The organism is Picosynechococcus sp. PCC 7003 (genome assembly GCF_001693255.1).
Classification (GTDB): domain Bacteria; phylum Cyanobacteriota; class Cyanobacteriia; order Cyanobacteriales; family MRBY01; genus MRBY01.
In genome coordinates this window covers 1,337,186-1,356,302 of sequence record NZ_CP016474.1, presented here as the reverse complement: position 1 = coordinate 1,356,302, position 19,117 = coordinate 1,337,186, and the positions used below count along the sequence as shown (strand labels likewise).

Genomic DNA, 19,117 nt, shown 5'->3' with positions numbered 1-19,117 from the left:
TTTGGGAAATTTACGGAGCAAGTTTTTGACCCAGAACCTAGGACTTGACCTGGGCGCCATGGCTCCGGGGATCGCTCTGGCGGGGTTGTTGATTGGGCCGATCTAGTTTAGAAACCTGGCCTTGGTCGTAGGTGTAGGGTAAGTCGTTATGGGCGAGGAGCGCATCGAGGTCGGCTTCCAGGATGCTGCGGGGTTGTTCACCGATGGTTTCGGCGATCGCCTGGCCGGCTTCATCTAAGAAAACAAAGTGGGGAATCCCATCAACACGGTATTTCAGCACTTCCGGGAGCCATTTGCCGTTATCGACATTGAGCATCACAAAATTGAGGCGATCGCCATAGGTTTGTTTGATTTGGCGGAGATCCGGGGCCATGGCCTGACAACTGGTACACCAATCTGCATAAAATTCCATCAAAGTCGGGCGACCATTGTCGAGAGCAACGGTGAGGGGCACGGCTTCGGCCGCTTGGGCTTCGAGGGTGGCGGCGGGGGGCTGGAATTTGATCCCCAGGGCGAGGGATACCGCCAAGGCGATCGCCACCAAACCAATTACGAGACCTTTGAGTTTATTTTGTCCAGAATTTGTGTCATTCATCGCTAAGGGCTAGATTCCAAGTAAAACTTATAAGTATTGTAAAGGGCGCGTTCCGTCAGAAAAATCCGATAAAGTAAGAAGCCTGAGTTTTTAACCCATATTTTTCACATCGTCCCAAAAAGGCATCGAGGCACAACATGGCAGAACAGGATTGGATCATCATTGGCCAGGTGGTGGCCGCCCAGGGTCTTAAGGGGGAAGTGCGAATTAATCCCAGCACCGATTTTCCCGAACGCTTCGAAGTGCCTGGTCAACGGTGGTTACAACTGCCCAATCAAGATCCCCAGTCGGTAGAACTCGAACGGGGCCGGCAAATCCCTGGCAAAAATTTATTTGTGGTGAAATTTGAACATATCCAAGACCGCACCCAAGCAGAAAATATTCGGGGTGCTAAAGTTCTGGTGCGGGCTGGCGATCGCCCCGAACTCGAAGCCGACGAATACCATGTTAGCGACCTGATTGGCCTTGAGGTCTTTGATTGCAACACCCAAGAAAAACTAGGGGTTGTCAGCGATCTTTATACAGCCGCCCAAGATGTCCTCGAAGTCACCGATGCTAACCAGAAAAAGCACCTCGTCCCCTTCGTGAAAGCCATTGTCCCCGTCGTTGATCTGGTAGAAAGTCGCCTGGAAGTAGACGCACCTCCCGGACTTTTTGAGATTTAAGCGCCAAAATTCTGCTTGCAAATCCAGAAAAAAGGCGATCGCCCCCTGGGAAAAATCCGTTCAGGGTGAGCAGTCAGGATAGAATAATCCTTTGTTCTATACAAAAACTTAAGGATCTGTCGCCCTTGTCCCTACGGTAACTTTCCCCAAGCCACGCCCCTGGTGACACGGCCCGCAGCATCCGACCCAAACGAAACATTTATATTTAATCGAATTGTTATGGCTAAAGTTCTTGTTTCCGACTCTATCGACCAAGCCGGAATCGATATCCTCTCCCAGGTCGCCCAAGTAGACATTAAAGTCGGATTACCCCTCGAAGAACTCATCAGCATTATTCCCGAATACGATGCCCTGATGATTCGCTCCGGTACCAAAGTCACCAAAGAAGTGATCGAAGCCGGCAAAAACCTCAAAATCATCGGTCGTGCTGGGGTCGGTGTTGATAATGTCGATATTCCCGCCGCCACCCGCCAAGGGATCATCGTCGTCAACTCCCCCGAAGGAAACACCATTGCCGCCGCCGAACATGCCCTAGCGATGATGTTGTCCCTCTCCCGCCATATTCCCGATGCCAACCAGTCCGTCAAAGCCAAGGAATGGAACCGGAAAAAATTCATCGGCGCAGAAGTTTACAAAAAAACCCTCGGCGTTGTCGGTCTCGGCAAAATTGGCGCCCATGTGGCCAGCGTCGGTAAAGCCTTAGGGATGAAGCTCCTCGCCTACGATCCCTTTATTTCTGAGGAACGGGCCGGACAATTAGGTTGTCGCCTCGTTGATCTCGATTACCTGTTCCGGGAAGCCGACTACATTACCCTCCACGTCCCCAAAACCCCCGAAACTACCCACCTAATTGGGGAAGAATCCATCGCTAAGATGAAGCCTACCACCCGCATTGTTAACTGTGCTCGCGGTGGTGTGGTTGATGAAGCCGCCGTTGCCAAAGCGATCCAGGAAGGTCGCCTTGGTGGGGCCGCGTTGGATGTGTTTGAAGAAGAACCCCTGGGTGACTCTGAACTCCGGGCCTTGGATAACGTTGTCCTGACTCCCCACTTGGGCGCGTCTACCGCTGAAGCCCAGGTGAATGTTGCCGTTGATGTGGCCGAGCAAATTCGGGATGTCATTCTGGGTTTACCCGCCCGTTCGGCAGTCAATATTCCTGGCCTCAACGCCAACGTTATGGAAAAACTCCGTCCCTATCTCCAGTTGGCAGAAACCCTGGGTAATATGGTCGGTCAGTTAGCCGGAGGCCGCATCGAAAAATTAAATGTGACGCTCCAAGGGGATTTGGCCGAAAAAGAAGCCAAGCCTTTGGTTGTGGCTGCGCTCAAGGGCTTACTTTCTCCGGCATTGCGGGAACGGGTCAACTATGTGAACGCAGAAATCGAAGCCAAGGAACGGGGGATCCGGATCATTGAAACCCGTGATGAGTCAGTGCGTGATTACACCGGGGCCATTCACCTAGAAGCCACCGGCGCTGATGGAGAACATTCCGTCAATGGGGCGCTGTTGAGTGATGGGGATATTCGCATTACCAGCATTAATGGTTTTCCAATTAATGTGCCGCCGACGGGTTATATGCTCTTTACCCTCCACCGGGATGTGCCGGGGATTATCGGCAAGATCGGCTCTCTGCTGGGCAGCTTTAATGTGAACATTGCCAGTATGCAGGTGGGCCGCAAGATTGTCCGGGGTGATGCTGTGATGGTTTTGAGTCTGGATGATCCGCTGCCAGAAGGCGTTCTGAGTGAGATTACGAAGGTAACCGGAATCCGGGATGCCTACACGGTTAAGCTGTAAGGTTAAGCTACGGGGGAAAGGTCTCTGGATGCTTTCCCCTGTCCAATGACAAGAGGCAAAAAATGACAACAACTTGGTGGGAATTACAGATCCTCTGCGACCCTAGTTTAGAAGAAACGATTTTCTGGCGCTTAGATGATTTTGGCTGTCGGGGAATGGCGGGGGAGCAGAAGGGACAGTCCTACCTGATCCGTGCCTATAGCCCCCAGGTGGAGTTTGATCATTTGGATCTCGCGGCCTTAGCGCTGCTGTTGAAACAGGATGCTTCAATTGCCCGTTTGCCTAAACCCGTGGTCAAGTGGCACCTCATTGATGAGGAAGATTGGTCGAGTAGTTGGAAAAGTCACTGGCAACCCCAGGAAATTGGCGATCGCCTGTTGATTTACCCGGCTTGGTTAGAAGTGCCCACCCAGTCGGAACGCCTCCTCTTGCGCCTCGATCCGGGTTCTGCCTTTGGCACCGGCGCTCACCAGACCACCCAACTGTGCCTCGAAGCCCTAGAAATGCGTTTAGGGCAGCGACCAGAAACCCAGGTGATCGCTGATATTGGCTGTGGTTCGGGGATTCTCTCGATTGGATCTCTCCTTTTGGGGGCCAAGCAAACCTTTGGGGTGGATACCGATATTTTGGCGGTGACTGCCTCCCATAGCAATCGGGCGCTGAATAATATCGACCCAGAGCGCATGGTCGTCGCCCAGGGCAGCATCGAAACATTGCCCCAAATGTACCCAGAACCCTTTGATGGCATTGTTTGTAATATTCTTGCGGAAATTATTATTGAGCTGATCCCCAAGATGTCGGCGATCGCCAAACCGAGCACCTGGGGCATCCTCAGTGGGATTCTGATCGAGCAAATTCAACCCATCGCCGATACCCTCGAGCAAAATGGCTGGGCGATCGCTGCCCTCTGGAAAAAAGACGAGTGGTGTTGCTTCAATATCCGCCGAAACTAAGTCTTTTTGCGCAAATGTGACAAAGTGCCTAAAAAAACAACCCGCCCCCAGCAAATCAGTTCATAATAATTGACACTAGATGTGCAATTAAACTGAATGGCATGAGTGACGACAATACCTCCCTTCCCCCCATTTCCCGCCGTAGCGCCCTCAAACTCCTTGGGGTGGGAGCCGCCGGATCGATGGTCGGGTACACCCGCTTCGCCAAACCCCACCCGACGATCCACCAACAGGAATCATTGGATTTACCCCGCTATCATAGCCAAGGAAAAAAAGTCGTTGTCATTGGGGGCGGTTTAGCAGGACTAGCGGCTGCCTACGAATTAAGCCAACGGGGTTTTCAGGTCACGCTTTTAGAAAAAGCCCCCCAACTCGGTGGCAAAGTCGCCAGTTGGAAAATTAACGTCGGTGACGATGAGTTCATGATGGAACACGGTTTCCACGGCTTTTTTCCCCAGTATTACAACCTCAAAAGCTTGGTCAGTGAACTGAGCATCAACGACAACTTTCAATCCCTAGATTTTTATTCCCTCGTTTTCAAAGACCCAGACCGCTATCGCCCAGAGGTCTTTCGTCCCAGTAATACCGCTTTTCCTTGGAATATCGTTGATCTGGCCATTTCTTCTCCGAACCGACTCCGTTGGGGCATTAACCTCACAAAAATTAAGCATTTAGAGGTTTTTCACGCGATTACGGGCTTTAAAATCCCCCGCACCTACGACACCTACGACACCATTACCGTGGCGGATTGGGTCCGGGGTGAGTTTCCCCAGGGCCTTTATGATCTCTACTTTTTGCCCTTTGCCAAATCTAGCTTAAATGCCCCCGATACCCTGAGCACCGGAGAACTGCTGCAATTTTTTCACTTTTACTTTTTCGGGAACCCAGAAGGCTTAGCATTTAACGGCACCGTAGATGACATGGGCACAAGTCTCGTCCAACCCATTGCCGCTGCGATCCGCGCTAACGGAGGTCAAATTCTGACCGATGTGTCCGTCAGTGAAATTCAATGTCAGGACAATAAAATTCAGGCGATCGCCTACCAACAGGGGGACGAACAAACGGATGTGCCTTTCTGGACAAAGAAAAATGAGTTGATTGCCGCTGACAGTCTGGAATATTACGGCGCTGGGGATGCGATGTATGCGGTCAATCCAGAAACGGAGGAGGGGCTGTCTTTAACCTGTACCCACCAGGGTTGTACCGTTGGTCGGCAACCGGATGGGTCTTTCCTCTGTCCCTGCCATGGGGCGCGTTACGATGCCAATGGGAAACGTCTGAGTGGCCCGGCCCAACGGGATTTACCGCAATTCAAAGTCCAAGACCGCGAGGCTGATCAAGTACAGTTGGTGGCCGAAAATCCTAGTAATGATCTCCAACGGGGAACCCTTGCCGCAGATTATGTGGTGCTGGCGACAGATGTACCCGGAACTCGTCATCTGTTTACCCGCTTAGTGGGCGACCGGGATCCAGAGGCGCAGCGTAAGGTTGATCAGCTTGTGGTGTCTGATCCCTTTGCGGTGGGTCGGTTCTGGCTGGATCGGGACTTCCCCTGGGAGCATAGTAAATTTGCTTCGTTGTCGGGTTATGCCTTGACCGATAGCATTACCCTGTATCACCAAATCCAGACCCAGTTTAAGGATTGGGCGGCCCGCACCGGGGGCAGTGTGGTGGAACTCCATGCTTACTGCTACAAGGAAAAAGAATTTCCTACCCAAGAGGCGCTATTGGCTACCTTTGAGCAGGAACTGTACGAAATTGTGCCGGAACTCAAGGGGGCGACGGTGATCCACCGGCAACTGGTGAACCAAAAGAATTTCTCTGGCTATCCGCCCAATAGCTATGGCGATCGCCCCACCACAGAAAGCGAAATTAGCAACCTAATGTATGCCGGGGATTGGGTAAAAATGCCGTTCCCCTGTGGGTTGATGGAGCGGGCCATCAGTAGCGGTTTGCTCGCCGCCAATAGTATTCTCCAGCGGGAAGGGGTGCAGCGGCGGCCCATTCTCTCGGTAAATCCGGAGGGGGTTTTTAAAATTTAAACTACTCGGATTTTGTCTGTTTGAGTTTGGCGATCGCCCCGACGAAACCCAAGACCACCAGCACATTGGATAGGGTCAAAAAAGATTCAGCACCGCCATGGAGCCAGTCCACATTGGCTAGCTCTTCGCCATATTGCACCTGGGCATAAATTCCGGCGGGAATGGAGATCGCCACAAAAACGAGGAGGACATAGAAGCCAATCAGGGCCAGTTTGGGCATTTTCCCGGATTTGGTCAGGAACCAGAGAAAACCGAGGTAGGGAAAAAGAGACAGAGCAAACAGGGTTTCTTTGGAGAACATTGTGGAATAATCAGCAACCAAGGGGCGTTTGTCTCCGTATTCTAAAGGATTCTGCCCATCTGCTCCGATGTCGTCTCTCCAAATCATTGATCAACAAAATCCAGTCCTCTTTGCTGCGGAATTTCAAAAGGCGATCGCCCGTCAAGAATCGGTATTGCTGGTCAATTTCACCTGGCAAACTTCAGAACGAGCACAAATTAACTCTTTCTTAGAGCCAGATCAAAGGCCAGAAATTCTGACAAAAAAATCCCATATTTTAATTCCCACTGGTGGCACATCAGGACAGATAAAATTGGCAATTCATACCCCTGAAACTCTGTCTGCTTCGGCCCAGGCTTTTCGGAATTTTTTCGCCTTGACACGGGTAAATTGTTTTTGCATTTTGCCCCTCTACCATGTCAGCGGCTTGATGCAATGGTGGCGCTCGCATTTGAGTGGGGGTGAATTTAAACTCGGCGACTATCAAGCTCTAAAACGCGGCATTTTACCGGATGGGGATCTGGGTGATTTTTGTTTATCCCTAGTGCCGACCCAATTACAGGTGTTGCTCCAAGTTTGCCCCCAATGGTTAGCCCAGTTTCGCTTAATCTTACTTGGTGGTGCTCCTCCCTGGCGATCGCTCCTTGATCAAGCCCGGCAATTTAAGCTCCAGATTGCCTTGACCTACGGCATGACAGAAACCGCTTCCCAGGTGGTGGCCCTAAAACCAGCAGACTTTTTAGCCGGAAGAAATTGTGCAGGTCAAGTCTTGCCCCATGCCAATTTATCTTTATCAGAAGCGGGCTTGATTTCCATTACGGCTCAATCACTATTTCTCGGTTATTATCCAAATTTTAATTATTCTAAAACTCTAGAAACTGATGATGTTGGTGCCTTTGATCAAGCTGGCTATTTACATTTACTTGGACGCCAAAGCCAAAAGATTATTAGTGGCGGTGAAAACATTTACCCAGCAGAAATTGAAGCGGCGATTCTGGGGACGAAATTCGTCAAAGATGCGGCGGTTTTAGGCTTGCCAGATCCTTACTGGGGAGAAGTTGTTATTGCTGTGGTGAGCCTACAAAATCCAGACGATTTAGACAAGGTAAAGATGGCGATCGCCAAGCAATTGAGTCGTTACAAACAGCCAAAATATTGGTTTGTCGTTGAACAGTTACCGCGCAATGCCCAGGGAAAGTTAAACCGAATCAAACTCCGCCAAATGATTGAAAATCACTATCAGTAAACGTTGCGGCGACATTTTTGATGTAGCTTTATGAAGCAAGCGTATTTTGCGAATACATCCGCCATGACCGCCCTTAGTCCGACCCACATCAACCCCAGTTACGCCCAACGTCATCCGCTGCGGGTCGTCGCTTTCGGGGACAGTCTGGTGTATGGGTTCGGCGATCCAGTCCGGGGTGGCTGGGTAGAGCAGTTGCGGCTCCATTGGATGGGCAATCCCCAAGGTCATGTGCTCTATAACCTCGGTGTGCGGGGCGATACGGTGAAATTGGTTGGCGATCGCCTCCGGGGGGAATATCAACAACGGGGTGAGCTACGCAATAAACAACCCGATTTAATTTTGTTGTCCGTCGGGGTAAATGACTCGCCGCGTTTGGGGCGTCCCGATGGGAAAAGTTTTACGGATTTTGCTCTTTTCCAAAGCCAATTAGACAACTTATTAGAACAAGCGCAACAATTTTGTCCGGTGATTTTCATCGGTCAAGTGCCCGTTAATGAAGCCAAAATGCCTTTTTTAGACTGCCTCTATTACAGTCACAGCGAACAATATCACTACAAAGAATTCACGAAAAAACTGTGCGGCGATCGCCAAATTCCGTACCTGGATATTTTTGATTTGTGGCTCAGCCGGGGCACACACTGGGTAAATGATCACCTCAGCGCCGACGGTCTCCATCCCAACAGTGAAGGCTATGCGATGCTCTTTCAAGATGTGATCAACTGGCAGGCGATCGCCCAACTAGACGCGAGTAATACCTGCCCCGTGACATCGAAAACACCGGTATCCCTTGGGGTTTAAGATAAAAGTCAGTTCTCTGGCTGAAAATCCCCATGGCATCCCCTGTTATCCAAGCGACCATCGAGCGCCTAAAAAGTTTTGTTACTCTGCCGACCCAAACAACTTGGCAATTTTATCAAACCGAGACCACTGTCTCGAAAACATTCCGGCCAGATTTAGAACACTTTCAACCCGCTCAGCTAGAAGCGATTCAACCGAATAATAATGGTTATCTCGTTTTTGAAAAGGGATTAAAACTTGCTTGGTTTTACCAAAAAATTACGCTCCCCGAAAGCGTTAATCACTATCATATTTCTGGGTTAAATGCTCGCTTAAATTTGACCTGGTGGGCTGAAATTGCCGCAATTTTTGTCAATGGTCAATTAATTTGCGAAGGCGACTTATTTGATTCTTCAACACGGCTGCTATTAACAGATAATGCCCAAGTAAATCAGACTTTTGAGGTGGCGATCGCCCTTGTCAGTCCAGGCCATGATATTGGCGCATTGATGAAATCGAGTTTGATTTTTGAATCCCCGACCTTGGATATTTTAGAAGCAGGTAGTTTTGCCACAGAATTACAAATTCTGACCGACTATTTAGCACGTCACAATCCGGAAAAAATAAACTTTGTAGAATCGCACTTAAATCATATCCCTTGGGCGCAAGTCGCAGAGACACAAAAATTCAATCAAACGCTAGCAGAAATACGGACAGCACTAACTCCCCTTGCCAATTGTATTAAAGCCAGAAAATTTCATGTTTTGGGTCACGCCCACCTAGACATGGCTTGGCTCTGGACAACTGCTGAAACGTGGGAAGTCGGACAACGCACATTTCAATCGGTTTTAAATCTCCAACGGGAATTTCCTGAACTGATTTTTGGCCACAGCACCCCGGCACTCTACGATTGGATTGAGAGAAATCGTCCTGATCTTTGGGAGAAAATTCAACAAGCCGTTAATAATAACTGTTGGGAATTGTTGGGGGGGATGTGGGTTGAGCCCGATGTAAATTTAGTTTCTGGGGAATCAATTATTCGTCAATTTCTCTATGGCCAACAATATTTTTTAGAAAAATTTGGCCGACGTTCAACTATTGCTTGGTTACCGGATTCTTTTGGGTTTCCGAATCAATTTCCTCAACTGGCTGAGCATTGTGACATTAAAGCATTTGGTACCGGAAAATTACACTGGAATGATACGGCCCCATTCCCCCATGGTTTGTTTTGGTGGCGATCGCCCGATGGCACAGAACTGTTAACCTTAATGACCCCTCCCAATGTCACGGGAATTATGGATACCAATCCGCTAACGATGGCCAGTTATGCCCAAAAATGGGAGGATCAAACTCATTTAAAAGATATTTTTTGGTTACCGGGCGTTGGTGATCATGGCGGTGGCCCCACCAAGGATATGTTGCAGGTGGCCCGCAAATGGCAACAGTCGCCATTTTTCCCAAAGTTGGAATTTTCCACCGCAGAAAACTATCTCAACCACGTTAAAGAAACGCCCAATTTGCCAGTTTGGCAGGACGAACTTTATTTAGAATTGCACCGTGGCTACTATACTGTGCACCGGGATCAAAAAATCTTTAACAATCGCTGTGAAACCTTGCTGCGCCAAATCGAAATCTGGTCGGCGATCGCCAACAATTTATCCCATACAGATCCCTTTAGATTAAAAAACGCTCAAAGCCAACTAAAAGATCTCTGGAAAAAAGTTTTATTTAACCAATTTCACGATATTTTGCCAGGCACTTCTATTCCTGAAGTCTTTACAGAAGCGAATCAACAATGGCAGGAAGTGATTAATGTTGGCGAGGCGATGTTATCTCAAAATCTACAGGCGATCGCCACACAAATCGTCTATGATTGTCCCTTAGAAACTGCGGCTAAACCACTACTCTTATTTAATGATCTCAACTGGGAACGCACAGAGGTTGTTAGTTTAAGCGTTCCAGATTTAGTGACAGTTTACGACTGGAAAGGCAACAAAGTCGAGTCACAAATTATTGTTGAGGATTTACAGGCAGATCAAAATCACAAAAAATATTTATCATTTCTGGCGACAGTGCCATCCGTCGGTTACTCCCTCTACTGGTTATGTCCTGAACCACAAGCACCAACTCAAAGAGAAGATGATTTATGCAATGAACCAGACTTTATTTTAGAGAATGATTTTCTCCGGATTGAAATTAATCCAAAAACGGGAGATATTGCCCAATATTTTGACAAAATCAACGGGGAAAATATCTTTTCTGGTGTGGGAAATCAACTGCAAGCCTTTGAAGATAAAGGTCAATACTGGGACGCTTGGGACATTGCCCCTGATTACGAAAGTAAGCCTCTCCAACCCGCTGGAGTCGTTTCAATTCACTGGCGGGAGAAAAATGCTGTGCGTTCAGTGATCCGCGTGAAAAAACAATTAAATCAATCCACGTTTATCCAGGATTATCAACTCGATTGCCAGGGGAAAATGCTGAAGATTTATAGCACCGTGGATTGGCAAGCAGAACAGGTTGTCTTAAAAGTTGCGTTTCCTTTTGCCATTGACGAGGCTACTTGCACCTACGAAACCCCCTGTGGCGCCATCGAACGAAAACCTGAAATCGATCCAGCAAAATGGGAAGTACCAGCCTTACGTTGGGCTGATTTTCATAATGAGAAATATGGCGTGAGTATTCTCACCAAAAATCACCATGGCTACGATGTAAAATCCGGTCAATTGCGCCTAACATTATTAAAAAGTCCTCTCTGGCCTGACCCTAAAGCAGATCGGGGAACGCATCACTTAGCCTATGCCCTATATCCCCACAGCGGCCCATGGCAACGGGCAAGAACGGTTAATTTAGCGCGGGATTTCAACTCCCCTTTACGCGCAGTGGTTCCCGACATTACCACCAACCAAAACCATTTACTGCCCCACCATTCTTTTCTGACATTAGGTTCAGATAATTTGGTTTTATTAGCATTAAAACAAGCGGAATCTAATCAAGGCTATATCCTCCGTTTCTATGAAGCCTGTGGCCAAGCAACTAAATTAAATGATCGTAATACTTTGGGATTAACCATCACAGAACAAGTAAATGGTTTAGAGGATACTATTTCACAAGCAATTGACACCCAGATTCACCCTTGGAAAATCCAGAGTTATCGATTAGAGAAACATTAAAACATGACGAATGATGTTTGATTTTAAAGCTCAATCGTTTCATACATTTTGCTATTGTCCTCGACGCCACGGTATTGCCAGGCGACAGATTCGGGATCTTTGGCTTTCGACCACTGGGCAAAATGTTGGCCCCCTTTTTGATTATGGCGACTGAGGGTCGAGGGGTTGGAACGGAGGCGGCGGGCGAGGTCAGCTTGCTTCAGGATGAGGGGACTTTTTTTTTCGGGGTTGGGTGGTATTTCGGTGGTTTGGGCCGGGCTGTCTAACTCAGATTTGAGCTGGGCGATCGCCTGTTGAATTTCTGTTTGTACCCATTCCTGGGTTGGTACATTACTGGGTAGAGTTTCAGAGACAATGGCCTGGAGCTCATCTTTGTCTAAAACGGGAGTGGGGGTGTTGCCATTAAGGTCAGCACTAAAAAAGATCCGCAGCACTTCGATAATGCCTGTGCCTAAGGCGGGCTTCTCTTTGCCGCTTTTTTTGCCTTGGCGAGACAGACCATTTTCCAAACAAAAAGCAGTCAGACGTGCTTCAATTTCCTCGGGGAGATAGGCGGTGACGGCTTTATTTTTGGTACCCATGTTGTCATAGTCCATTACTATTTCCTCGATTTTACAAAAAAAGTAATGGATTTAGTCAATTACTATACTTTTTCAGAGCATAAACAATTCATCATGGAGGGCTTGGCAAGAAAACGATGACGGCAGGGAAATGTCTCAAGGATTTTGGGGAAGCGGAGATTCTCCAACGGTTACAGCGGTTTTGTCCGGCAGAAATTATCGGTGATGATGGGGCAGTTTTAGCGTTCCCCCCTGGCCAAAATTTGGTGGTGACGACGGATGTGCTGGTGGATGGGGTGCATTTTGGCGATCGCACGATGCCTCCAGAGAAAGTAGGCTGGCGAGCAGTGGCGGCAAATTTATCGGATTTAGCAGCGATGGGGGCCACACCAATCGGCATTACCGTGGGTTTATCTCTGCCACCTGAAACACCGATTCTGTGGCTCGATCAGCTTTATCAAGGGTTAGCTGCCTGTTTAGGTCGTTATGGTACGCCTTTAGTCGGTGGGGATCTAACGCGATCACCGGTGAAAACCATTGGCATTACGGCCTTTGGGGTGGTATCGCCGCACCGAGCAATTCAACGCAGTACCGCGAAAGTGGGCGATGTGATTCTCGTTACGGGTTGCCATGGGGATTCCCGTGCGGGCCTGGAACTGCTGCTCCATGACGATGCTTGCTCCCAAACTTTATCCATTGGCGATCGCCAAGCCTTGATCCGCGCCCACCAAACCCCCTGCCCTCGTCTGGATGTGCTGCCCCATTTGATATCTTTAAATTCGCCCCCAGCCGGGATGGACAGTAGCGACGGTTTAGCCGATGCCGTGCTGCAAATTTGTCAGCGCAGTGGTGTCGGCGCCGTGATTGAAGCAGAGAAAATTCCCTTATCCCCTGCCCTCCGGCGCTATCAAGATCCAGAAACAGCTTTACGGTGGGCCTTGTATGGTGGCGAAGATTTTGAACTGGTGCTTTGTCTCCCCCCGGTAGCAGCGGAAGGTCTACTGGCCGAGCTTCCAGGTCAGGGGGCGATTATCGGCCAAATTACCGCAGAACAAACGGTGGCGATCGCCAATGCGGCAGGTGAAACCATACCCTTGAGCCAAACCCAAACCTTTCAGCACTTTGCCTAACGTTTTCCTTGCCGAGATATCCAGCCGAATATGACAAAATAAGGCTGCAATCTTCTCCATTTCAGCCCTCCATGAACCGCCTGAAAACCGCTGCCACTTATCTGCTCCTGGGGGCGATCGCCCTCGTCATGCTTTTTCCCCTGCTCTGGTTGTTGAGCACCGCCCTCAAATCCCCCACCGAGAACGTCTTTAGTTTCCCGCCCCAACTGATTCCCCAGGCGCCGACCCTCAGCAATTTCGTCACCGTCTGGCAACAACATCCCTTTGGCCGCTACCTCTTCAATAGCACCCTCGTTGCGGTTCTCACCATGGGCTTTAATCTCTTATTTTGTGCCCTGGCGGCCTACCCTTTGGCGCGTCTGGACTTCCGGGGCCGGGATGCGATTTTTGCCACCATCGTTTCGACGATCATGATTCCCTTTCAAATTGTGATGATCCCCCTGTATGTCCTAACGGTGCAGCTAGGGTTGCGGAATACCTATTTGGGGATTATTTTTCCCAGTCTGGCCTCTGCCTTTGGAATTTTCCTGCTCCGACAGGCGTTTCAAGGGGTACCCAAGGAATTAGAAGAAGCAGGCCGCATTGATGGCTGTTCGGAACTGGGTATTTGGTGGCACATCATGATTCCTGCCGTACGTCCAGCCTTGATTACCCTGGCAATTTTTGTGTTTATTGGTGCCTGGAGCGATTTTCTCTGGCCGCTGATCGTCATTGACCGTCCGGAATTTTACACTTTACCCCTGGGAGTGGCGACCTTGGCCGGCCAGTTTTCCCTCGATTGGCGCTTGATCGCCGCGGGTTCGATTATTTCGATTCTGCCGGTGATGATCCTGTTTGTTTTCCTCCAGCGTTACATCATTCCCAGCGACAGCAGCAGTGGTGTTAAGGGTTAGTTTGGCAACATTCTAAGAAAAAAGTTTCCCACACGAGACGGGGCTGGACGTAATTGCGAAGATGTTTGCGGGTGGTTTCGAGGCGCTGAATCAGTTGGTCATTGCGGAATCCTTGCCAATATTGGTACTGCAGGTAGTCGATGAGTTGCAATTGCACCTCCGTATCAAGGGCATTGTGAATTTCCTTCGCCAGGCGAAAGGCCCCAAGGGGATTTTGGGGGAGCTGCTGGAGGCTTTGTAATAAATCTTGGGGGACATTACTCAGCAATTCATAAATTTGGATCGCGGCGCCGGGACTCCCCTGGGCGATCGCCAAAATCGTTGCATCGGCCAAAATGTGTTGATAACCCTGGGCCGTTAAAATTTGCGCCACATCGTCCTGGGCAAGGCGATAAAAAGGAATCTTTTGGCAGCGGGAAACAAGGGTCGGTAACAAACTATCGCCACTGGGGGCCAGCAGAATTAAGGTCGCGTTACCAGGTTCCTCTAAGGTTTTTAAAAGGGCATTAGCCGGGGCTTCTGCCATGGTTTGGGCCGCTTCGATCACCACCACACAACGGGGCGCTTCTAGGGCGGGACGACTGAGAAATTCCCCCAATTGACGGATCTGTTCAATGCGAATCTGGGGTGGGGCCTTCCGTTTTAAGCCGGCTTCCTCGGCCTGGGCGGGAGTATAGAGTTTGCCTTGGTGCTGGTAGGTGGGTTCAACCCACAGTAAATCGGGGTGATTATTTTTGAGGAGTTTATAGCGAATCAAACGTTGTGCCGCTTCAGGTACCCCTTGGGTCATGAGGGCCGTCGTAAACCCCCTGGCTGTCAGACTGCGACCAATCCCCTCTGGCCCCGCAAATAGGTAAGCAGGAGCAAGACGATCCTGGGCGATCGCCTGACGCAAAAGAGAAACGGCCTGGGGCTGACCCACAATCTGATCTAGTGAAATCATAAGGAAAGTCCTTCCGTTCGGTAATATAAAAAAGAATGCCTCAGCATGGTTGAAAGCTAATTTTTTTTATGGCGCGTTACACTTGCTCCTATTTCGTTGGACTCCCCGAAGCAGATATGCTTGCCTCTCTGAAAGAGATTATTCAGGAGTGCGACCTTAACCTCGCCTATGAAACGGGGGGATACATCATGGCCAAAGAAAAACCCGGCAATGTCTCTTTCACCAAACTCGTGGAACTCGAAGTCTTGTTTGATCGCAACAAAATCCAAGACGGCAAACTCCAAGTCGACTTTGTGGCCAAGAACGAAGAATTACCCCTCCATATCGACAACCACTGCCGCGCTGTTTTTGACATGATCCAAAAAAAAGTCAGTGCCCAACAACCTTGGCAACTGGAAACTGACACTGCCGATTAGTCTTATTTTATGGCCCCTTAATGCCCAGGAAAATTTCCTGCTTTCCTCCCTGGGGGTCATCGATAAACCGATGGGAATATGAGAAGATAAGGGCACAAGTATATGAAGAAACATTAAATTATTATGGCAGTTATTCAGTTTTCCCAGGGTGTCAATGAGCCGGAAGTTCCCGGTATTCGCTTGACCCGTTCCCCTGATGGCAATACCGGCACCGCCGTATTTTCCTTTGAAGATCCCGCCGCCCTCGCCCAAGAAAGTACCGATGAAATCACTGGGATGTACCTCATCGACGAAGAAGGCGAAATTGTGACCCGCGAAGTAAAAGCAAAATTTTATGACGGGAAACCCCGCATCATTGAAGCGCGTTTGGTGATGCGTTCGACCGCTGAATGGGATCGTTTTATGCGCTTCATGGAACGTTATGCGGCGGAAAATGGCCTCGAATTCACCAAAGCCTAGGCTCAGCTCAACATCTTTCCGTCCTTGGTATGCGGTTGCTTTTGCCAACAAAATTGCCTGTCACTATTGGGCAAACCATGATGCGCTAAATTGTGGCTTGCTTCAGTCTTGACTAGCCAAATGCCAGGGGCGATCGCCTTTTTGTTGCCCCTGAAGTTCTGGGGCCTGGCGTATTTTCCCCACTCTCTCACCGAAAATGGGAGTGATACCATAATTAAAAAAAGTTATTAAACTCATCCTTGCGATCGCCGAACGCCAGACCCAAAATTGGAGAAATAGCGTTCAGTTAGTGCCAGCGCAATGCATATTTTTCTCCCCTAATCCTCCGTTTGTAATCAAAATCCTATGTTTAAGAAGCTATTTGGTGACCCCAACGCCCGCAAACTCAAAAGATTCCAGCCCCTCGTCGCTGAAATCAACCTGCTCGCAGAGGATTTTGCTAACCTTACAGACGAAGCCCTAGCCCAGAAAACCGTAGAATTTCGCGCCAAGCTCGACAAAGCCAACAGCGACGAAGAAACCGAAGAAATTTTAGACGAAATCCTCCCCGAAGCCTTTGCCGTCGTCCGTGAAGCCGCGTGGCGAGTGCTTCAAATGCGTCACTACGATGTCCAACTTTTGGGGGGGATTGTGCTCCATAAAGGGCAAATCGCCGAGATGAGAACCGGGGAAGGAAAAACCCTCGTCGCCACCCTGCCCGCCTACCTCAATGGTCTAACGGGGAAAGGAGTTCATGTGGTCACCGTGAACGACTACCTGGCCCGCCGGGACGCCGAATGGATGGGGCAAGTGCACCGCTTTTTGGGCCTAACTGTGGGGCTAATCCAGTCCAGCATGGGGCCTGCCGAAAAAATTGAAAACTACCGCTGCGATATTACCTACACTACCAACTCCGAACTGGGGTTTGATTATCTGCGGGACAATATGGCTACCACGATCCAAGAGGTGGTGCAGCGTCCCTTTAACTACTGCATCATTGACGAAGTGGATTCGATCCTCGTTGATGAAGCCAGAACGCCTCTGATTATTTCTGGCCAGATCGAACGCCCCACCGAAAAATATCTCCAAGCGGCTGAAATTGCGCAACAGTTGGTTCCCCAAGTCGAAGAAGACGGCCCCGGTGACTACGAAGTCGATGAAAAAGCTCGCAATGTTTTGATGACCGACGAAGGGTTTGCCAAAGCAGAACAATTACTGGGGGTTACGGATCTATACGACGAGCAAAATCCTTGGGCCCACTATATTTTCAATGCCGTCAAAGCCAAGGAACTGTTTAAAAAAGATGTGAACTACATTGTGCGCGGCGATGAGGTAGTAATCGTCGATGAATTTACTGGCCGGATTATGCCGGGACGGCGCTGGAGCGATGGCCTCCACCAGGCGATCGAAGCCCAAGAAGGGGTCACGATCCAAAAAGAAACCCAAACCCTCGCAAATATCACCTACCAAAACTTTTTCTTGCTTTACCCGAAACTTTCTGGGATGACGGGGACAGCCAAAACCGAAGAAACAGAATTTGAAAAGGTCTACAACCTTGAGGTGACGATTATCCCCACCAATCGTCCCACTAAGCGGCAAGATCTAGCAGACGTAGTCTACAAAAACGAAAAAGCAAAGTGGCGGGCCGTCGCTGAAGAATGTGCCCAGATGCACGAAACGGGACGACCGGTGCTGGTCGGTACCACCAGCGTGGAAAAGTCGGAGATTATTTCGGCCTATCTCCATGAGTTGGGTATTCCCCATAACCTATTGAATGCGCGACCGGAAAATGTCGAAAAGGAATCAGAAATCGTCGCCCAGGCTGGTCGTAAAGGAGCCGTGACGATCGCCACCAATATGGCGGGTCGGGGTACGGATATTATCCTCGGCGGAAACTCGGAATATATGGCTCGCCTGAAGATGCGTGAATATTTCATGCCCCAGATCGTTAAACCAGAGGATGAGGGGAGTTTTGCGATCGCCGGTAGTGGAAAGAATAGTGGCGGTCAGGGCTTTGATACCAACAACAAACAGAAGAAAAAAACCTGGAAAACCACCCTCGATATTTACCCGACGGAACTGCCCACAGACCTGGAACAGCAACTGAAGGACGCGGTAAAGTTTGCCGTCGATCAGTATGGCAACCAGAGTTTGACGGAACTAGAGGCAGAGGAAAAATTGGCGATCGCCTCGGAAAATGCCCCCACCGCTGATCCCGTGGTGCAGAAGTTGCGGACGGTGTACCATGCCATCGAAAAAACCTACCATGACCTCACCAGCGTGGAGCACGACGAAGTGATTCAAAATGGCGGTCTCCATGTCATTGGGACAGAACGCCACGAATCCCGCCGGATTGATAACCAACTGCGGGGCCGGGCTGGTCGTCAAGGGGACCCTGGTTCGACGCGATTTTTCCTCAGCCTCGAAGATAATCTCCTGCGTATTTTCGGGGGCGATCGCGTGGCCGGTTTGATGAATGCCTTCCGGGTCGAAGAAGATATGCCCATCGAATCAAAAATGCTCACCAACTCCCTCGAAGGCGCCCAGAAGAAAGTAGAAACCTTTTACTACGACGCCCGGAAACAGGTATTCGAGTACGACGAAGTGATGAACAATCAACGGCGTGCCATCTACGCCGAACGCCGTCGGGTTTTAGAAGGTCAAGATCTCAAAGAGCAGGTCATCCAATACGCCGAAAAGACCATGAGCGAGATTGTCGAGGCCTATGTCAACCCAGAACTCCCCCCCGAAGAATGGAAACTAGACAAACTCCTCGATAAAGCGAAGGAATTTATCTACCTCCTCGAAGATCTAGAACCCAAGGATATTGAGGATATGACGGTTCCAGAAATCAAAACCTTCCTCCATGAAGAAGTGCGCAAAGCCTATGACCTTAAGGAAGCTCAGGTGGAGAAAAGTCAACCCGGTTTAATGCGCCAGGCAGAACGCTTCTTTATCCTCCAGCAGATCGATACCCTCTGGCGGGAGCACCTCCAGGCTATTGATGCCCTGCGTGAATCTGTCGGGCTACGGGGCTATGGTCAAAAAGATCCTTTGATCGAATACAAGCAAGAGGGCTACGAGATGTTCCTGGAAATGATGATCGACATCCGCCGGAATGTGGTGTATTCTCTGTTCCAATTCCAGCCCCAACGGCAACCCCAACAACCCCAAGCGGTGTAGCAATCTTTTTGAAAAACTGAATGTAT

At 49.5% G+C, this 19,117-nt stretch carries 16 protein-coding genes; 12 read left to right on the top strand and 4 right to left on the bottom strand.

Annotated features, from left to right (window positions below; all coding sequences use genetic code 11):
* Positions 1–37: 37 nt before the first annotated feature.
* Positions 38–595 carry a thioredoxin family protein gene (locus tag AWQ21_RS06445; protein ID WP_065713825.1) on the bottom strand — a complete coding sequence of 186 codons (558 nt, stop codon included), beginning with the start codon at positions 593–595 and terminating at the stop codon, positions 38–40.
* A gap of 137 nt (positions 596–732) precedes the next feature.
* Here AWQ21_RS06445 and rimM point away from each other — a divergent pair, with 137 nt between their 5' ends.
* The 4 genes from rimM (at position 733) to AWQ21_RS06425 (ending at position 6,052) form a co-directional block, all read left to right on the top strand.
* Complete coding sequence (rimM, locus tag AWQ21_RS06440) at positions 733–1,260, top strand: ribosome maturation factor RimM (protein WP_065713824.1); 528 nt, start codon at positions 733–735, stop codon at positions 1,258–1,260.
* A gap of 219 nt (positions 1,261–1,479) precedes the next feature.
* A complete protein-coding gene (gene serA / locus AWQ21_RS06435) occupies positions 1,480–3,057 on the top strand; it encodes a phosphoglycerate dehydrogenase (protein ID WP_065713823.1) in 1,578 nt (525 codons plus the stop codon).
* 62 nt (positions 3,058–3,119) lie between these two features.
* Positions 3,120–4,010 (top strand): 50S ribosomal protein L11 methyltransferase, encoded by an 891-nt coding sequence (gene prmA, locus AWQ21_RS06430; protein WP_065713822.1) that lies wholly within the window; start codon positions 3,120–3,122, stop codon positions 4,008–4,010.
* Between the two features lie 101 nt (positions 4,011–4,111).
* Entirely contained in the window at positions 4,112–6,052 is a 1,941-nt protein-coding gene (locus tag AWQ21_RS06425) for an FAD-dependent oxidoreductase (RefSeq protein WP_065713821.1), read from the top strand.
* A 1-nt stretch (position 6,053) separates the two neighbouring features.
* Here the strand turns inward: AWQ21_RS06425 and AWQ21_RS06420 are convergent, their stop codons facing one another.
* Positions 6,054–6,353, bottom strand: coding sequence for a DUF3593 domain-containing protein (locus AWQ21_RS06420; protein ID WP_065713820.1), 300 nt, complete (start codon positions 6,351–6,353; stop codon positions 6,054–6,056).
* Between the two features lie 67 nt (positions 6,354–6,420).
* Between AWQ21_RS06420 and AWQ21_RS06415 the strand changes: the two genes are divergently transcribed.
* The 3 genes from AWQ21_RS06415 to AWQ21_RS06405 all read left to right on the top strand — a co-directional run bounded on the left by AWQ21_RS06415 (position 6,421) and on the right by AWQ21_RS06405 (position 11,528).
* Positions 6,421–7,578 carry a 2-succinylbenzoate--CoA ligase gene (locus AWQ21_RS06415; RefSeq protein ID WP_065713819.1) on the top strand — a complete coding sequence of 386 codons (1,158 nt, stop codon included), beginning with the start codon at positions 6,421–6,423 and terminating at the stop codon, positions 7,576–7,578.
* 63 nt (positions 7,579–7,641) lie between these two features.
* Positions 7,642–8,376 carry a GDSL-type esterase/lipase family protein gene (locus AWQ21_RS06410; RefSeq protein ID WP_065715248.1) on the top strand — a complete coding sequence of 245 codons (735 nt, stop codon included), beginning with the start codon at positions 7,642–7,644 and terminating at the stop codon, positions 8,374–8,376.
* 32 nt (positions 8,377–8,408) lie between these two features.
* A complete protein-coding gene (locus AWQ21_RS06405; protein ID WP_065713818.1) occupies positions 8,409–11,528 on the top strand; it encodes an alpha-mannosidase in 3,120 nt (1,039 codons plus the stop codon).
* Positions 11,529–11,551: 23 nt separating this feature from the next.
* Here the strand turns inward: AWQ21_RS06405 and AWQ21_RS06400 are convergent, their stop codons facing one another.
* Entirely contained in the window at positions 11,552–12,109 is a 558-nt protein-coding gene (locus AWQ21_RS06400; RefSeq protein ID WP_232315089.1) for a hypothetical protein, read from the bottom strand.
* A 116-nt stretch (positions 12,110–12,225) separates the two neighbouring features.
* On the opposite strand from AWQ21_RS06400, the gene thiL reads away from it, so the two are divergent.
* On the top strand, positions 12,226–13,218 hold the full coding sequence (thiL, locus tag AWQ21_RS06395; RefSeq protein ID WP_065713816.1) for a thiamine-phosphate kinase: 993 nt from the start codon (positions 12,226–12,228) through the stop codon (positions 13,216–13,218).
* A 71-nt stretch (positions 13,219–13,289) separates the two neighbouring features.
* Positions 13,290–14,111, top strand: coding sequence for a carbohydrate ABC transporter permease (locus AWQ21_RS06390; RefSeq protein WP_065713815.1), 822 nt, complete (start codon positions 13,290–13,292; stop codon positions 14,109–14,111).
* On the opposite strand, the gene AWQ21_RS06385 is transcribed toward AWQ21_RS06390, so the two are convergent.
* The gene (locus tag AWQ21_RS06385) at positions 14,101–15,054 is read right to left on the bottom strand and encodes a DNA polymerase III subunit delta' (RefSeq protein ID WP_065713814.1); all 954 of its coding nucleotides are present in this window, start codon (positions 15,052–15,054) and stop codon (positions 14,101–14,103) included. The genes AWQ21_RS06390 and AWQ21_RS06385 overlap by 11 nt on opposite strands.
* A 68-nt stretch (positions 15,055–15,122) precedes the next feature.
* Between AWQ21_RS06385 and AWQ21_RS06380 the strand changes: the two genes are divergently transcribed.
* The 3 genes from AWQ21_RS06380 (at position 15,123) to secA (ending at position 19,091) form a co-directional block, all read left to right on the top strand.
* Positions 15,123–15,470 carry a hypothetical protein gene (locus AWQ21_RS06380; protein ID WP_065713813.1) on the top strand — a complete coding sequence of 116 codons (348 nt, stop codon included), beginning with the start codon at positions 15,123–15,125 and terminating at the stop codon, positions 15,468–15,470.
* Between the two features lie 123 nt (positions 15,471–15,593).
* Positions 15,594–15,929 (top strand): photosystem II reaction center protein Psb28, encoded by a 336-nt coding sequence (gene psb28, locus AWQ21_RS06375; RefSeq protein ID WP_065713812.1) that lies wholly within the window; start codon positions 15,594–15,596, stop codon positions 15,927–15,929.
* 345 nt (positions 15,930–16,274) lie between these two features.
* A complete protein-coding gene (gene secA / locus AWQ21_RS06365; RefSeq protein WP_065713810.1) occupies positions 16,275–19,091 on the top strand; it encodes a preprotein translocase subunit SecA in 2,817 nt (938 codons plus the stop codon).
* Positions 19,092–19,117: the final 26 nt, after the last annotated feature.

What these genes read in the sequence shown, in the direction of transcription:
- AWQ21_RS06425 (WP_065713821.1), top strand. Translation starts at nt 4,112, where the DNA reads ATGAGTGACGACAATACCTCCCTTCCCCCCATTTCCCGCCGTAGCGCC.
- AWQ21_RS06400 (WP_232315089.1), bottom strand. Translation starts at nt 12,109, where the DNA reads ATGGGTACCAAAAATAAAGCCGTCACCGCCTATCTCCCCGAGGAAATT.
- AWQ21_RS06385 (WP_065713814.1), bottom strand. Translation starts at nt 15,054, where the DNA reads ATGATTTCACTAGATCAGATTGTGGGTCAGCCCCAGGCCGTTTCTCTT.
- AWQ21_RS06445 (WP_065713825.1), bottom strand. Translation starts at nt 595, where the DNA reads ATGAATGACACAAATTCTGGACAAAATAAACTCAAAGGTCTCGTAATT.
- prmA (WP_065713822.1), top strand. Translation starts at nt 3,120, where the DNA reads ATGACAACAACTTGGTGGGAATTACAGATCCTCTGCGACCCTAGTTTA.
- AWQ21_RS06405 (WP_065713818.1), top strand. Translation starts at nt 8,409, where the DNA reads ATGGCATCCCCTGTTATCCAAGCGACCATCGAGCGCCTAAAAAGTTTT.
- AWQ21_RS06390 (WP_065713815.1), top strand. Translation starts at nt 13,290, where the DNA reads ATGAACCGCCTGAAAACCGCTGCCACTTATCTGCTCCTGGGGGCGATC.
- AWQ21_RS06380 (WP_065713813.1), top strand. Translation starts at nt 15,123, where the DNA reads ATGGCGCGTTACACTTGCTCCTATTTCGTTGGACTCCCCGAAGCAGAT.
- AWQ21_RS06420 (WP_065713820.1), bottom strand. Translation starts at nt 6,353, where the DNA reads ATGTTCTCCAAAGAAACCCTGTTTGCTCTGTCTCTTTTTCCCTACCTC.
- thiL (WP_065713816.1), top strand. Translation starts at nt 12,226, where the DNA reads ATGACGGCAGGGAAATGTCTCAAGGATTTTGGGGAAGCGGAGATTCTC.
- AWQ21_RS06415 (WP_065713819.1), top strand. Translation starts at nt 6,421, where the DNA reads ATGTCGTCTCTCCAAATCATTGATCAACAAAATCCAGTCCTCTTTGCT.
- secA (WP_065713810.1), top strand. Translation starts at nt 16,275, where the DNA reads ATGTTTAAGAAGCTATTTGGTGACCCCAACGCCCGCAAACTCAAAAGA.
- psb28 (WP_065713812.1), top strand. Translation starts at nt 15,594, where the DNA reads ATGGCAGTTATTCAGTTTTCCCAGGGTGTCAATGAGCCGGAAGTTCCC.
- AWQ21_RS06410 (WP_065715248.1), top strand. Translation starts at nt 7,642, where the DNA reads ATGACCGCCCTTAGTCCGACCCACATCAACCCCAGTTACGCCCAACGT.
- serA (WP_065713823.1), top strand. Translation starts at nt 1,480, where the DNA reads ATGGCTAAAGTTCTTGTTTCCGACTCTATCGACCAAGCCGGAATCGAT.
- rimM (WP_065713824.1), top strand. Translation starts at nt 733, where the DNA reads ATGGCAGAACAGGATTGGATCATCATTGGCCAGGTGGTGGCCGCCCAG.